The 14375-nt window shown below is 69.9% G+C and carries 16 protein-coding genes; 10 read left to right on the forward strand and 6 right to left on the reverse strand.

Annotated features, from left to right (window positions below):
* The first annotated feature begins 13 nt into the window (after nt 1–13).
* The 6 genes from coaD (at nt 14) to CQ044_RS17580 (ending at nt 3331) form a co-directional block, all read left to right on the forward strand.
* Nucleotides 14–511, forward strand: a complete 498-nt coding sequence (coaD, locus tag CQ044_RS17555) for a pantetheine-phosphate adenylyltransferase (protein WP_045273263.1) — start codon at nt 14–16, stop codon at nt 509–511.
* 106 nt (nt 512–617) lie between these two features.
* Nucleotides 618–1085: a DUF177 domain-containing protein gene (locus tag CQ044_RS17560; protein ID WP_045273339.1), complete on the forward strand. Its 468-nt coding sequence runs from the start codon at nt 618–620 to the stop codon at nt 1083–1085.
* Nucleotides 1086–1117: 32 nt separating this feature from the next.
* Nucleotides 1118–1327, forward strand: coding sequence for a 50S ribosomal protein L32 (rpmF, locus tag CQ044_RS17565; RefSeq protein ID WP_013586329.1), 210 nt, complete (start codon nt 1118–1120; stop codon nt 1325–1327).
* A gap of 14 nt (nt 1328–1341) precedes the next feature.
* The gene (gene rnc, locus CQ044_RS17570; RefSeq protein ID WP_105689665.1) at nt 1342–2034 is read left to right on the forward strand and encodes a ribonuclease III; all 693 of its coding nucleotides are present in this window, start codon (nt 1342–1344) and stop codon (nt 2032–2034) included.
* Complete coding sequence (gene mutM, locus CQ044_RS17575; RefSeq protein WP_105689666.1) at nt 2027–2941, forward strand: bifunctional DNA-formamidopyrimidine glycosylase/DNA-(apurinic or apyrimidinic site) lyase; 915 nt, start codon at nt 2027–2029, stop codon at nt 2939–2941. Before rnc ends, mutM begins: the two co-directional genes overlap by 8 nt.
* A gap of 30 nt (nt 2942–2971) precedes the next feature.
* Nucleotides 2972–3331, forward strand: coding sequence for a hypothetical protein (locus CQ044_RS17580; RefSeq protein WP_146116824.1), 360 nt, complete (start codon nt 2972–2974; stop codon nt 3329–3331).
* 20 nt (nt 3332–3351) lie between these two features.
* Here CQ044_RS17580 and CQ044_RS17585 read toward each other — a convergent pair whose 3' ends face one another.
* Nucleotides 3352–3738, reverse strand: a complete 387-nt coding sequence (locus tag CQ044_RS17585) for a hypothetical protein (RefSeq protein ID WP_105689668.1) — start codon at nt 3736–3738, stop codon at nt 3352–3354.
* Between the two features lie 101 nt (nt 3739–3839).
* Here CQ044_RS17585 and CQ044_RS17590 point away from each other — a divergent pair, with 101 nt between their 5' ends.
* The gene (locus tag CQ044_RS17590; protein WP_181158374.1) at nt 3840–4499 is read left to right on the forward strand and encodes an HD domain-containing protein; all 660 of its coding nucleotides are present in this window, start codon (nt 3840–3842) and stop codon (nt 4497–4499) included.
* Nucleotides 4500–4544: 45 nt separating this feature from the next.
* Here the strand turns inward: CQ044_RS17590 and CQ044_RS17595 are convergent, their stop codons facing one another.
* Nucleotides 4545–5006 (reverse strand): phage tail protein, encoded by a 462-nt coding sequence (locus CQ044_RS17595; RefSeq protein ID WP_105689670.1) that lies wholly within the window; start codon nt 5004–5006, stop codon nt 4545–4547.
* Nucleotides 5007–5137: 131 nt separating this feature from the next.
* On the opposite strand from CQ044_RS17595, the gene CQ044_RS17600 reads away from it, so the two are divergent.
* Nucleotides 5138–5776 (forward strand): HAD-IA family hydrolase, encoded by a 639-nt coding sequence (locus CQ044_RS17600; RefSeq protein WP_258133363.1) that lies wholly within the window; start codon nt 5138–5140, stop codon nt 5774–5776.
* Between the two features lie 20 nt (nt 5777–5796).
* Here the strand turns inward: CQ044_RS17600 and CQ044_RS17605 are convergent, their stop codons facing one another.
* From CQ044_RS17605 to CQ044_RS17620, 4 genes are all read right to left on the reverse strand, one after another.
* Nucleotides 5797–7113 (reverse strand): permease, encoded by a 1317-nt coding sequence (locus tag CQ044_RS17605; RefSeq protein ID WP_105689671.1) that lies wholly within the window; start codon nt 7111–7113, stop codon nt 5797–5799.
* Nucleotides 7110–7805: an ABC transporter ATP-binding protein gene (locus CQ044_RS17610; RefSeq protein WP_105689672.1), complete on the reverse strand. Its 696-nt coding sequence runs from the start codon at nt 7803–7805 to the stop codon at nt 7110–7112. The genes CQ044_RS17605 and CQ044_RS17610 overlap by 4 nt, the downstream gene beginning before the upstream one ends.
* 96 nt (nt 7806–7901) lie before the next feature.
* On the reverse strand, nt 7902–9008 hold the full coding sequence (locus CQ044_RS17615) for a GNAT family N-acetyltransferase (protein WP_105689673.1): 1107 nt from the start codon (nt 9006–9008) through the stop codon (nt 7902–7904).
* Complete coding sequence (locus tag CQ044_RS17620) at nt 9008–9274, reverse strand: hypothetical protein (protein WP_105689674.1); 267 nt, start codon at nt 9272–9274, stop codon at nt 9008–9010. Before CQ044_RS17620 ends, CQ044_RS17615 begins: the two co-directional genes overlap by 1 nt.
* Before the next feature lie 525 nt (nt 9275–9799).
* Between CQ044_RS17620 and smc the strand changes: the two genes are divergently transcribed.
* Complete coding sequence (gene smc / locus CQ044_RS17625) at nt 9800–13378, forward strand: chromosome segregation protein SMC (RefSeq protein WP_105689675.1); 3579 nt, start codon at nt 9800–9802, stop codon at nt 13376–13378.
* An 80-nt stretch (nt 13379–13458) separates the two neighbouring features.
* The gene (ftsY, locus tag CQ044_RS17630) at nt 13459–14334 is read left to right on the forward strand and encodes a signal recognition particle-docking protein FtsY (protein WP_045273253.1); all 876 of its coding nucleotides are present in this window, start codon (nt 13459–13461) and stop codon (nt 14332–14334) included.
* Nucleotides 14335–14375: the final 41 nt, after the last annotated feature.

Consider the following 14375-nt stretch of genomic DNA (forward strand, 5'->3'; position numbering starts at 1 on the left):
CGGAGGAGACGAAGTGAGCGCTCGGATCGCCGTCGTCCCCGGTTCCTTCGACCCGCCGACCCTCGGCCATCTGGATGTCATCCGGCGCGCCGCTGCCCTCTACGACGAGCTGCACGTGCTGGTGGTGCACAACCCGGACAAGCAGGCGATGCTGCCGGTCGCCCAGCGCCTCACTCTGCTGGAGGAATCGATCGCCGAGGCCGGGGTGGTGGGAACCGTGATCGTCGGTTCCTGGAGCATGGGCCTCCTGGTCGACTATGCGAGGGACGTGAACGCCGGGGTGCTCGTCAAGGGCATCCGCTCGCAGGTCGACGTGGCGTACGAGTCGCCGATGGCGATCGTCAACCGTCACCTCGCCGACATCGAGACGGTGTTCCTGCTGCCGGATCCCGCGCACGCGCTCGTCTCCAGTTCGCTCGTGCGCCAGGTCGCGGCACTGGGCGGCGATGTCTCCCCGTTCGTGCCGCCGGCGGTCGCCCGCTTCCTCGACACCGGCTCGCGCGGGATCTGAGGACCGGCCTCCGTCCAGGGCGGCCCGGTAGACTGTCCCGGTGAAGACGCGACGCAATGGACCGTTCGTGCTGCCCGTGCGCGACATCGTTCGCCGACCGGGAGAGATGCGCGAGCACCGCATCACGATCCCTCTCAAGGAGCAGTGGGGCGAAGGCCTCGTCTCCGTCGAGAAGGGTGAGGAGATCGATCTCTACGCCCGGTTGGAGTCGGTGCACGAGGGCATCCTCGTCACCGGCGAGGTCGATTCGACGTACCGCGGAGAGTGCGGGCGATGCCTGAATCCGATCGAAGAGCCTGTCGAAGTCGAGTTTCAGGAGCTTTTCGCGTACCCTGGAGAGGAAGCGAACGACTTCGAGGTTCAAGACGACCACGTGGATCTTGAAACTCTGGTCAGGGACGCGGTGGTTTTGGCGCTCCCGTTTCAGCCGGTGTGTCAGCCGGATTGCCCTGGACTCGACCCCGAGACCGGTGAGCGGCTGACCAGAAGCGCCGGGAAAGAGCAGGACGCTCCCGTCGATCCTCGATGGGCCGCCCTCCAGCAGATCACAGACCACGGAAACGCAGCGGAATAGCTGCGCGCCCAGAACACAGAAGGTAAGCAACCATGGCCGGTAACCCCCCGAAGCGCAAGGTCTCCCGTTCGAACACCCGCTCGCGTCGCGCGCAGTGGAAGGCGGAGGCCCCTGCCCTCGTCAAGACCATCGAGAACGGCAAGGTCGTCTACAGCCGCCCCCACCAGGCGAAGGTCGTCACCGACTCGCAGGGCACCGAGCTGTTCCTCGAGTACAAGGGCCGCAAGGTCGCCGACGTCTGATCGATCCGTCGATCATGGCAGAAGTCCCCGTAGGGACGCGCCCTCTTTCTGAGCAGCTCGGAGTCGATATCGACCCCGAGCTGCTTCAGCTTGCGCTGACGCATCGTTCGTACGCGTACGAGAACGGCGCCATCCCGCACAACGAGCGTCTCGAGTTCCTCGGCGACTCCGTGCTCGGCCAGGCCGTGACGGTCATGCTCTACACGACGCTGCCCGACCTCGACGAGGGGGCGCTGGCGAAGCGGCGCGCGAGCGTGGTCTCGACGGTCGCCCTGGCGGAGGTCGCTCGCGGCATCGGCCTCGGCGCGCACATCCTGCTCGGAAACGGCGAGGAGCGCACCGGAGGTCGCGACAAGGACTCGATCCTTGCCGACACCATGGAGGCCGTGTTCGGCGCCACGTACCTGTCGGCGGGACCCGAGGCGGCGACCGCGCTCGTGCTGCGGCTCATCGAACCGCTCCTCGGCGACCCGGAGCGCTACGGCGCGGCGATGGATCCGAAGACCGCGCTGCAGGAGCTGTCTGCGCGGCTCGGGCTCAGCGCGCCCGCCTACGAGGTGGTCTCGACGGGGCCCGATCACGACCGGCGCTTCACCGCGACCGTGACCGCGGGCGAACTCGCGACCATGGGCACCGGCACGAGCAAGAAGACGGCGGAGATGGCTGCGGCGCTGGCCGCCTGGCACGCGCTCAGCGACCGTGCCTGAACTCCCCGAGGTCGAGGTCGTCCGTTCCGGTCTCGCCCCGGCGATGACCGGGGCGCGCATCGTCTCGGTGGCCGTGCACGACGAGCGAGCGCTCACGAGGCACGCCGCGGGTGCCGCCGACTTCGTCGCGCGGCTCGAGGGATCCGAGGTCGCGACCGTGGCTCGTCGCGGAAAGTTCCTCTGGATGCCTCTCGCCACGGCGGCGGCCGACGGCCGTTCAGCGATCGTCGGGCATCTGGGCATGTCCGGGCAGCTGCTGCTGCGCAGCCCTGATGCGGCGGCAGAGCGGCACGAGCGGATCCGGCTGTTCGTCGAGCACCCGCAGCACGGCGAACTCGCCGTGGTCTTCGCCGATCAGCGCACGTTCGGCTCTCTCGCGGTGGACGCCCTCGTACCGACCGCCGATGCGCGCGCCGCGGGGTGGGGGAGCACCGAGCCGTTGATCCCCTCGCAGGTCTCGCACATCGCGCGGGATCCGATGGACGAGGCGTTCCAGGACCAGGCGTTCCGCAGCGCACTGCGCACGCGATCGAGCGCCATCAAGCGCGTGCTGCTGGATCAGGGCGTGATCAGCGGTGTCGGCAACATCTACGCCGACGAGTCGCTCTGGGCGGCCCGGATCCACCCCGAGACTCCGGCGTCCGCGTTGTCGACGATCGCCGTGAACCGCCTGCTGGCCGAAGTGCGGGCCGTGCTGGCAAAGGCGCTGGCCGAGGGCGGCACGAGCTTCGACGCCCAGTACGTCAACGTCAACGGCGAGGCCGGCTACTTCGCGCACTCCCTGAACGCCTACGGACGCACTGGGCAGCCCTGCCCGCGCTGCGGCGGACCGATCCGCCGCGACGCGTTCATGAACCGGTCGAGCCACTTCTGCCCGAGGTGCCAGCGGATCTCGCGGAGGTCGTGAGTGCGGAAGACCAGATCCCTGCCATCGAGGGTGCTGCGCGTCTACCTCTGCCTGCTGCCGCTCGCCGCACTGGCAACGTTCTACCTTCTTGTGGCTGATCGCTTCACGGCAGCCTCGGTACGCGATCTCGGCCACGCCCGCTTCGGTCTGCCCTTCGCCTGGGTTGAGCAGGATCTCTCGCGCTACGAGCCGACGTCTTTCCCGGTGACGATGAGCTTTCAGTGGCAGCGCGCCTGGTACGACCCGATCGTGACGAGCTACGACGCCGTGGCCGGCATCGCGGACGTCCTTCTGGTCTGCGCGGTGCTGACCGCAGGCGGATACTTGGCGCTGCCTGTGTTGAGGGCGCTCAGGCGGCCCGGATCCAGTTCCTCTCGCGTCGAGGCATAGACGCCAGCGGCGGAGCCGGGTCAATCCGCGAGCGAGACTTCTTCCACAGTGTTGTCGCGCAGCGACGCGATGGCGTAGACACCGTCGTCGAACCCGTACGCGAGGGAGAGCTCGAGCGACTGCGCTCGAGTGCGCCAGACGGCGCTGAGGGAGACGAGTCGGCACTCGTCGAAGACGGCGGCATCCACGGTGGGAGGGAGACGGCGGGCCACGGCGGCGTGGAGATCTACGGGACGCTCGTCCTGCACGAACCCGAAGGCGGATCGCGCGTTCTGCAACGCGAGCTCTTGTTCCGCGGAGGACACGGGGCTCTCGAACAGCACGCCGGATGAGTAGGCGATGCCGGAAATGGTGATGCGGCAGCCGAAGAAGCTGGTGGACAGCGGCTCAAATGCAAGTGTCGACATCGCCCATGAGCTTAGCCGCGCAGCGGGACGGATCATCGTGGCCGTGCGCGATCGCTCCCATCTACTCTGGGGAGGACGGGCTGAGTGGAGGCACGAGGAGGATGACGTACGCGAAGGACCCGGACTCGGTGCCGCCTCTGGGGCATCAGGCGGACGACCAGGCGGGTGACGCATTGCGCCGCATTGCCCGACACGCGACCGAGCCGTCGAAGGAGCTGCTCAGGGAGAGGCTCGTCTCGCGGCTTCCGGAACTGGCGGCGCTGGACTCGGTTCCGCAGGATGCTCGGTGGCATCCCGAAGGCGACGTGCTGACGCACTCGCTTCTCGCCGCGGATGCGGCGGCGGCACGCTGGGACGCCGCGCCCGGCCCGATCGACCGCCGGGAGATCGTCGTCCTGGCCGCACTGTTCCACGACGTCGGGAAACCCGCGACCACTCGGTCGGACGGCGACTCCGTGACCTCGCACGGCCACGCGGAACTCGGGGGAGAGATCGTCCTCCGGATGGGCGGTCGTCTGGGGTGGCCAGACAGAGAGACCACGGCCATCGCAGCGCTGGTCCGTCACCACATGGCGCATGTATCGGTTCAGGGCGACCCCACGCGCAGGGCCGTCGGCCGGCTCAGCAGGCGACTCGCCGATGCCGGGACCTCGCTCGCGGAGTGGTCCCTCGTGGTCGCCGCGGATGGTGCGGCACGCGGATCGGCCTCGACCGGATCCCGCGCCGAACCGTGGTTGCGTATCGCGTCCTCCATGGAATAGCCGGCTTGCTGTCCAGAAGCGACCGGTCGGCGAACCGCGCTCCGCTCAGTGCTCACCCTTGATCACGAAATAGGAGCCGCGGATCTCGCCCGCGAGCTTCGACCGCTGGCGTGCGAACTTGAAGGCCGACAGCTCCTCCGGGATTTCCATGCCGAGTGCCAGCTTGAAGCCGACCGCGCGCTTGCCCTCGTCGGCGAGCGTGTACATCACGTTGATCGCGAGGCCCGAGGCGTAGAAGACGTAGCCGAATCGGATCCCGTCCGCCTCGAATCCGCTCACCTCGAGCGCGGGGCTCGCGATCACGATGCCGCGCTCCTCGCGGAGGATGTCGGTCACCCATCGCAGCGTGTCCGGGTCCTCGTCCGGGGTGCTCACGGTGAACGGGGATCCGTACTTGTTGGTGATGTACCGCGCCTCGTTCGCGCGCAGCCCCGCCAGCGCTTCGGCGATGGGCGAGGATTCGAGACCCGCGGTCGAGACGGTGACGAAGTCGACGATGCTGCTCATGCGATGCTCCTCGGTGACGCTGTCGGGACGGATCCATTCTGTGACAGATCCGGTGCTTCTGCATCCGAGGGTGAGACGAGCGGGGAGCACAGCCCATCGGCGCTCCGCAGCGCGTCGCCTAACCTCGAGGCATGACGCGGAACAAGCCCTGGATCCTGTTCGACATCGGCGGCGTGCTCGAGATCGTCGACGACGGCCCGTGGCAGGAGGAGCTCAAGAACCGCTGGGCGGCCCGCGCCGCGATGACCCGCGCCGAGTACGACCTGGTGATCGCGGCGGCGGATCTTCCGCGCATCGATCTCGTGCGGGGCCGTGCCGAGGAGTACTGGGACGGGTTCGCGCAGGCGCTCGGGTTCACCGCTGAGCAACGGGACGAGGCGCTGACCGAGATGTGGGACTCGTACTGCGGCGACGAGAACACACCGCTGATCGACTACGCCCGCACGCTGCGCGGTCGCGCCGGCGTCGCGATCCTGTCGAACTCGGCCGATGGCGCCCGCGAAGAGGAGGAGCGCCGCTACGGCTTCTCCTCGGTCTTCGACCCGATCTGCTACAGCCATGAGATCGGCGCGAACAAGCCGGATCCCGAGGCGTACACCGCTGCCCTGGTGGCGATGGGTGCTGAGCCGGCGGACGTGTTCTTCATCGATGACCGCCGACAGCAGATCGACGGCGCTGCGCACCTGGGCATCCGCGGCATCGCGCACCGGGACAACGCGACGACGATCGCGGCCGTCGAGGACTTCCTGACGGCCGCGATCGGCTCCTGACCTCTGCGGAGGAGAGGCGTTCAGCCGGCGAAGGCGCGCATCAGCAGTGGCCGGGTGAGTCGAGTCGCGATCCACACCAGGGCGATGCCGGCGGCCAGGACCCCGACGATGGTCGCGATCGAGAGCGGCGCCGTGATCAGCGCGATCCCGAGCAGCGGGAAGATGAGCACGGCCGCGCAGAGGGCGGATCCCAGCGATGTCGTCAGCAGCGGCGACATGACCGCGCGCCGCCGCGCGGAATCCACGGTGCCTGCAGGAACGCCGAGGAAGTGCAGGCTGCGGTGCAGGTCCCGCTGGTCGAGGATGTCGGAGGCCTGCGTCACGGCCACCGAGCAGCCGACCATGAGGAAGGACGCCACGAGCGTGATGATGAGGCCGGTGCGCATGTCGGTGAGGAGCGCCAGATCCTGCGCCGTGGGATCGCCGGCGCTCATCACGTCCATGAGCGCGACACCCGTCCCGGCGAACACGGCCATGAAACTCGCCATCGCCACGCCGCTCACCTGACGCCAGGCGCCCTTCGAATCGTCGAGCACTATGCGCGCCGCAAGCAGACGCTGCGGGATCTTCGCCCGGCGCAGCTGCATCCGCGCGCCGATCTTCAGCACCCAGGGGCCGATGAGGTTCAGCACCAGGAGTCCGACCCCGAAGATCGCGACCAGGGCGGTGATCATGGCGATCGCTCCGCCGATGCCCGGCACCACGAACCCGGCGACGAATCCGGCGACGACCAGTGCGACGGCGATGATGGCGCGCACCCAGTGCGGCGTCGGCGGCGTGGTCCTGGTGCGCACGCCGAGCGGCGAGATCACCACGCGGCGCAGCCCGATCACCGCGCTCACGGTCGCGAGCAGCACGGTTCCGCCCGCGATGGCGGCCATGAGCCACGGTGGCAGCAGCACGGCGGCTCCCAGGGGCTCGCCGCGGAACGGGATGAGGCCCACGAGAGGCGCGAGGCCGAGGGCCAGCACCACTCCGCCGAGCACGCCGGCCGCCGCGATCAGGGTCGACTCGACCACGGCCACCACACCGACGCCGAACCCGGTGACGCCGAGCAGGCGCAGGGTCGACAGCCGCTCGTCCCGACGCCGGGCGGAGAGCCGGGCGGCAGCGCCGCCCAATGCGGCGAGTGGAAGCACCAGCAGCACGAGCGCGACAGCCGCCAGGATCTGATAGGTCAGGGCGTAGTCGTCGGTCCACTGCCAGAAGGCCTGGGCTCCGCCGACGACCGTCAGCACGAGAGCCGACACGACGGCGAAGGCGACCATCGGGATCACCACGACCCCGGCGGATCCGGGCGCGGGACGCAGCAGCAGCCGCAGCGTCGCGGCGTTCACGCGGCGACCGCCGAGCCCACCACGAGGCCGTCGCGGACCGCGATCGTGCGTGAGCAGCGCGCGGCGACCTGCGGGTCATGCGTCACGACGACGAGCGTGCGACCCTGACCCGTGGTCGACCAGAGCAGCGCATCCATGACCTCGGACGAGGTCGCGGAGTCCAGAGCGCCGGTCGGCTCGTCCGCGAACACGATGCTCGCGCCGGTCACCTGCGCGCGGGCGATCGCGACGCGCTGCGCCTGCCCGCCGGAGAGCTCGCCGATCCGGCGGTCCTCCATGCCCTGGAGGCCCAGCGCGGCGAGCCAGCCCGCCGCGCGCTGCGTCGCCTCCGCGCGCGGCACGCCGGTGATCATCGCGGCGAGCGCGACATTCTCCACCGCGGTGAGCTCCGGCATCAGGAGTCCCTGCTGGAACACGAACCCGAACGACTCGCGGCGCAGCCGTGATCGTGCCGATTCTCCCAGCGCGCTGACCTCGACCGGGCTGCCCGCCGGGGGCGTGAACAGCACGCGCCCGGCATCGGGCCGGGTGATCCCGGCGAGCACATGCAGCAGGGTCGTCTTGCCGGATCCGGAGGCTCCCATGATCGCGACGGACTCCCCGGCGGAGATCCCGAGGTCGACGCCGGCGAGGGCGCGGGTGGATCCGAACGACTTGATCAGACCGTGGGCTTCGATGACTGCTGTGCTCATGCCTCCAGCCTCGTCGGCGCCGTCCGGCTGATCATCGGTCGCCGGAGTGAGGATCCGGCCCGGACGTCATCCTCCGGGATGATCCTCGGCGATGGATCAGTCGAGCACCTTCTTCCACGCTCCGCCGTAGGAGATCGGGACGAAGCCGAGCTGCTCGTTGATGGACAGCATCGGACGGTTCTCCTCCGCGTTGTACGTGACGACGCGCGTCGAGCGCGGAAAGCGCTCGTGCCAGGAGAGCAGCCCCGCGGTCTTCACGAGGAGACCCAGCCGGTGGCCGCGGTGCGCGGCCAGCACGAGGGTGTCGTTCTGCTGTGTGGCGCTGTCGTCGGCGCCCTTGAGCGAGAGCTCGTTGTACGCGCAGAGCTCGCCGGTCGCGATGTGCTCGGCCGCGGTGACCTGCACCGTATGGCCCATGTCCAGCCATCGGCGGTCCTGCTCGCGGACGCGATCCGCGTCCCAGGTCTCCTCCGGCGAGTCCATGGCCGCGTCCGGGGCGTCGGTCGACATGCGGGACTTCATCCACGCGTATCCGTCGAGCCGTTCCTCGGGCGTCGGCAGCAGCCACTGCACGACGCGGTATCCGGAAGCGGCCTCCTCGGCGGTGGCCCGCAGCGCCGGCAGATGCTCGTCCTCGCCCCAGCGGTACTCGCTGACGCGATCGACCTGCTCCAGGGTCCAGCCCTGCGCGAGCAGGAAGCGCGCGGTGTGGTCGCGCGGGACGCTGCCGAACCCGGTCGGCGGATCCAGCGCCGGGTCATCCGACGCAAGGTGCTCCGTCCACACCTGCAGGGTGCGTACGGCGTCGGCGCGCGCGAGGCGCTCCAAGTGGGCGGCGACGGCGGTGGCGATGCCTCGGCCCTGCTCCTCGGGGAGCACGTTGATCGCCATCGTGGCGGTCTCGCCGCCGCCGTCGCGCGAGATGTTCAGGAGCGCGATGCCGATCGTGCGCTCCCCGATGACGATCCGCCACTGGCGTCGGTAGGTGTACGCGTCAGGGGTGAGCAGGGGGAGCAGCTCATCCGGGGTGAAGCTGTCGTCATCGCGGCCGGACGCCGCTTCGAGAGTTCGGTTGCGTACATCCGCGTAGTCGCGGAAAGGGCCGGGCGCCCCCGCATCCGCCCGTGCGGGGAGCACGAGCGGATGCAGGGTCGCATCGGAGGGGAGGGAGATGAACGGGTCGTCGTTTCGAGCGCCGGTCATCAGAGCACCTGCCGGATCGAGCTGTGAGCCAGACGCTCGGCCTCGTACTGCTGGAGCACGCGGAGACCGTGGGCCTCGGCCAGCGCCGAGCGGGCCTGGTCCTGCGTCGTGGGCCGCGACCGCACGATGAGGTGCAGGGCGACGCGCAGGGCCACACGCTGGGTGAGCGACAGGTTGCGGAGCTCCTCCTCGCGGGGGAGCTGGATGGACAGGTCGCGCTCGGGAAGAGCGCGCTGCTTCGACTCGGTGGGAGGCGAAGCGTGCAATGCGGTATTCACGGTGATTCGCTTTCGTTGGTCGTGCCGGAAAGGCGGTTTCGCTCCACGCAGGGTCGTCCGGTGGGACGCCGCGACGTGTCACGGGTGAGGGGACGGATCCGGCGAAGGCGCCGGATCGTGCAGGCGACCGAAGGGATCGGCAGGATCGGATGATCGAGACGACCTGATGATCGACACGGAGGACCGTGGATCGGATCGCGGACGCCCGAAGGCGTCAGGCCGGCCTCAGGCCGGGACGAGGGAGCGCGTCTGTTCTACGCGTCGAAGCGCGCGCAGACGCCGGCGGAAGTCGCCGAAGACGCGTCGATCCCACGGAATGGGGTGAATGCGATGCGGTTTGTAATCATGTCGGCAACCTCCTTTCTCGGCTCGGGTTGTCACGCTAGCGGAGCTTCATAGAAGACGTCAAGCCGACACTCAGAAATCCCTGGACCTCGGGCGTTTCCCGCACGACCGCAGGGGTCGCCGCGATAGCGTAGACGCCGTGAACTCCGCCGATTGCCGAGCGTGCCCATGCACCTGAAGAGCCTGACCCTCAAGGGGTTCAAGTCCTTCGCGCAGCCGACGACGTTCGCCTTCGAGCCTGGCGTGACCTGCATCGTCGGGCCGAACGGATCCGGCAAGTCGAACGTCGTCGATGCGCTCGCCTGGGTGATGGGGGAGCAGGGGGCGAAGACCCTGCGCGGCGGCAAGATGGAGGACGTCATCTTCGCCGGCACCTCGACGCGCGGTCCGCTCGGACGCGCCGAGGTGCGGCTCACGATCGACAACAGCGACGGCGCGCTGCCGATCGAGTACGCCGAGGTGACGATCAGCCGCACGCTGTTCCGCAACGGCTCCAGCGAGTATGCGATCAACGGCGAGGGCTGTCGACTGCTCGACGTGCAGGAGCTGCTCAGCGACTCGGGTCTGGGCCGGGAGATGCACGTCATCGTCGGCCAGGGTCGCCTGGACACCGTGCTGCAGGCCTCGCCCGAGGATCGCCGCGGGTTCATCGAGGAGGCCGCGGGGATTCTCAAGCATCGCCGCCGCAAGGAGAAGACCCTCCGCAAGCTCGACGCGATGGAGACCAACCTGACCCGGCTGAGCGACCTGGCAGGGGAGATCCGGCGCCAGCTGAAGCCGCTCGGGCGCCAGGCCGAGATCGCGCGGGACGCGCAGACCATCGCAGCCGTCGTTCGTGACGCCAAGGCGAGGATCTTCGCGGACGATGTGGTGACGCTGCGCACGGCGCTCGCGGACCACACCCGCAACGAGCACGAGCGCCACGCCGAGCGCGTGGTGCTGAGCGAGCAGGGCGACCTCGTCCGCTCCGAGATGGTCAGGCTCGAGGCGCTGCAGAACTCCGCGGCCGTCGATGAGGCCCGGAGGGTCGCGTTCGGGCTGGAGCAGGTCCAGGAGCGCATGCGCGGACTTTTCACGCTCGCCAACCAGCGGCTCGCGCTGCTCGGCTCCGACGAGGACGACGCCGCGGTCACGGCGGTGACCGTGACCCAGACGACGATCGACGAGGCGAAGGACGAGGTCGAGGAGATCTCGTCGGGGATCGGTCGCGCGCAGGACGCGGCGCACGAGGCGACCCGCGAGGTCGCGAACGCGCGCGCCGAGCTCGACGCGCTCGATGTCGACATCGCCGAGCAGAGCGCGCTGGTCTCCGCGCATGACATGCGACTCACGACGCTGCGCGGACAGGCCGAGGCCGCCGCATCCGCCCTGGCAGCCGTTCGCGGCGCCGTGCTCCGCCAGGAGAATGCGCTGGAGGCCGCGCACGGACGTCGCCGCGAGGCCGCTGAGGCGCGCGAGCGGATCGAAGAGGGCGAAGCGCCCGAGGGCACTGCCGCGGAACATGCCGAGGCGTACGAGCGCGCGCAGGCCAGGGCCGTCTCCTCCGAGACCGCGCTCGGCGAACTGCGCGAGCGGCTGCACGCGGCCGAGCGCGAGTCCGAGGCGCTCACCGCGAAGGCCGCGGCACTGGGCAGTGCGATCGCCGTCACGGGCGGCGCCGCGGAGATCGTCGCGGCCGGTCACGCCGGCGTGCGGGGGCTCGTCGGCGACGCGGTCCAGGTCAAGCCGGGGTTCGAAGCGGCGGTCGCCGCCGTGCTCGGCCCGCTCGCCGAGGGCGTGCTCGTCGACGATGCCGCCGCGGCGTTCGCCCTCGCCGGCGACGACGAGACGGCAGGCGCCTACGACATCGTCATCGCACAGGGCGCGTCGGTCGCCGTGTCCGATGCGGGGATCGCGGGTGCGACCCCCGCGGCGCAGGTCGTGACGGCGCCGGCCGGAGTGCTCGGCATCCTCTCGCACGTCGTGATCGTGGAGGACCTGACCGCGGCGCGTTCGGCCCATGCGGCCGCGGTCGCCGCAGCCGGGGTGCCGCTCACGATCGTGACGCGCTCCGGCGAGGTGCTCACCGCTCACACCCTGCACACGGGATCCGGCGGGGAGCGCTCCCGGCTCGAGCTCGTCGCCGAACGCGACGCGGCCGTCGACCGCCTCGACGAGGTGCGCGTCGTCGTCGACTCGCTGCGCGAGGCGCGCGAGGACGCGACCGAGGCGCTCGAGACCGCACGGCGCGTGTCCCGCGATGCGCTGCGCACCCTGCGCGAACACGACGCGGCACTGGCCACGCACACCGAGCAGGTCAACCGGGTGGCCGTGCAGCACGAATCCGCGATCGCCGAATGCGAGCGCCTCGAGTCGGGACTCGTCCAGGCCCAGTCGACCGTCGCGGATGCGGAAGCACACGCGGACACGGCGAAGGATGCGCTGGCGGAGGCCGAGTCGGCGCCGCGCCCCGTCCTGGACGTCTCCGCACGCGATGGCCTGCTGGAGGCGCTCGAAGCGGCGCGCGAGGCCGAGCTCGAAGCGCGCCTCGGCGTCGAGACGATGCGTGAGCGCGTGCGGGCGGCCCAGACGAGAGTCGCCTCGCTCGAACGCCAGCGCGAGCGGGAGCGGGAGGCCGCCGCGGAGGCCGCACGGCGTGCGGTGATCCGGCGCGCTCAGCGCGAGACCGCTTCGGGGGTCGCCGCGGAGCTGCCGCGGATCCTGGACTCGGTCGACCGCTCCGTGGCCGAGGCCCGTCTGGCGCTGGTCGCCGCCGAGTCGGCGCGGTCGGCGCAGAACGAGGAGCTCGGCGAGCTGCGGCGGCAGGATTCCTCGATCCGCGAGCGCCTCGCCGGCCTCACCGAGAGCGTGCACGGGCTCGAGCTGCAGATCCACGAGAAGAAGCTGCACCTGTCCAGCCTGCTCGAGCGGGTGCAGTCCGAGCTCGCTCTGGATGAGGACATCCTGGTCGCGGAATACGGTCCGGACCAGTTGGTTCCCCGCGATGTCCTGGTGGTCGTGGCGGATCAGGACGACCTCGTGGAGGAGCCGGATGCGGACGATGCTCCGGCGGATCGCGAGCCCTCGGGGATTCCGTTCGACCGTCGTATCCAGCAGCGCCGTCTGCAGGAGGCGGAGCGCAAGCTCGCCCAGCTCGGCAGGGTGAATCCGCTCGCGCTGGAGGAGTTCGCGGCGCTCGAGCAGCGGCACGCGTTCCTGACGGAGCAGCTCGCGGATCTCACCAAGACCCGACAGGATCTGCTCACGATCATCACCGAGCTCGACGAGCGGATGCAGACGATCTTCGCGTCCGCGTTCGAGGACACCCGCCAGGCGTTCGGCGAGGTCTTCCCGCTGCTCTTCCCCGGCGGCGCCGGCAGCATCTCGCTCACCAATCCCGACGATCTGCTGAACACCGGCATCGAGGTCGCGGTGCGCCCGGTCGGCAAGAAGATCGAGCGGCTCTCGCTGCTGTCCGGCGGGGAGCGGTCGCTTGCGGCCGTCGCCCTGCTCGTCGCGATCTTCAAAGCCCGCCCCAGCCCGTTCTACATCCTGGACGAGGTCGAGGCGGCGCTCGATGACGCGAACCTCGGTCGCCTGCTCACGGTGTTCGAGCAGCTCCGTGCCAGTTCGCAGCTGCTCGTCATCACGCACCAGAAGCGCACGATGGAGATCGCCGACGCGCTCTACGGCGTCTCGATGCGCCAGGATGGCGTGTCCGCGGTCGTCGGCCAACGGGTCGGAGATCGTGCGGCGGCGACGGTCTGAGCCGAGACGTCGCACGGCGGGCCGCGTGCCGTCGGCGAACACGCCGGGTTCGTCGGGCTGCTCCCCGTAGGCTGGGGGGCATGGCGGAGAAGTCCTGGTCCCTCGGTCGCGCGCTGCGCGGCATGTTCGTCAAGCCCACGATCGATGAGGACACCTGGGACGACCTCGAGACCGCGCTGCTCACCGCCGACTTCGGCCCCGACATCACCGAGCGCCTGGTCGAGGAGCTGCGCGCCAAGGTCGAGAAGTACCGCACGACGGATCCGAAGGATCTGCAGCGGATGCTCCGGGAGACGCTCGAGGAGCACTTCGCGAAGTTCGACACCACGCTGAAACTCACGGAGCGCCCGGCCGTGGTGCTCGTCGTCGGCGTGAACGGCGTCGGCAAGACCACCACGATCGGCAAGTTCACGAAGTTCCTGCGCGGCTACCAGCGCTCCGTCGTCGTGGGCGCCGCCGACACGTTCCGCGCCGCCGCCGTCGAGCAGCTGGCCACGTGGGCGCAGCGTGCGGGAGCCGCGATCGTGCGCCCGCAGCAGCACGGGCAGGATCCGGCGTCCGTCGCGTTCCAGACCGTGGACTACGCCAAGCGCGAAGGCACGGAGATCGTGATCATCGACACCGCGGGGCGCCTGCACACCAAGGGCGGGCTGATGGACGAGCTGTCCAAGATCCGCCGCGTCGTGGAGAAGCAGGCGCCGATCAGCGAGGTGCTGCTCGTGCTCGATGCGACCACCGGTCAGAACGGCGTCCTGCAGGCGGAGGCGTTCCTCGAGCACGCGGGCGTGACAGGGCTCGTGCTCACCAAGCTCGACGGCTCCGCGAAGGGCGGATTCGTCCTCGCCGTGCAGGAGCGAACCGGCATCCCGGTCAAGCTCCTCGGCCAGGGCGAGGGCATCGACGACCTCACCGGCTTCACGCCGCACGTGTTCGTGCAGGCGCTCGTCGGAGCCTGATTCCGTGATGATGACGAACGGGTCCGCGGCACGCGCGCGAC

This window comes from Microbacterium sp. MYb64, from assembly GCF_002979495.1.
Classification (GTDB): Bacteria; Actinomycetota; Actinomycetes; order Actinomycetales; family Microbacteriaceae; genus Microbacterium; species Microbacterium azadirachtae_A.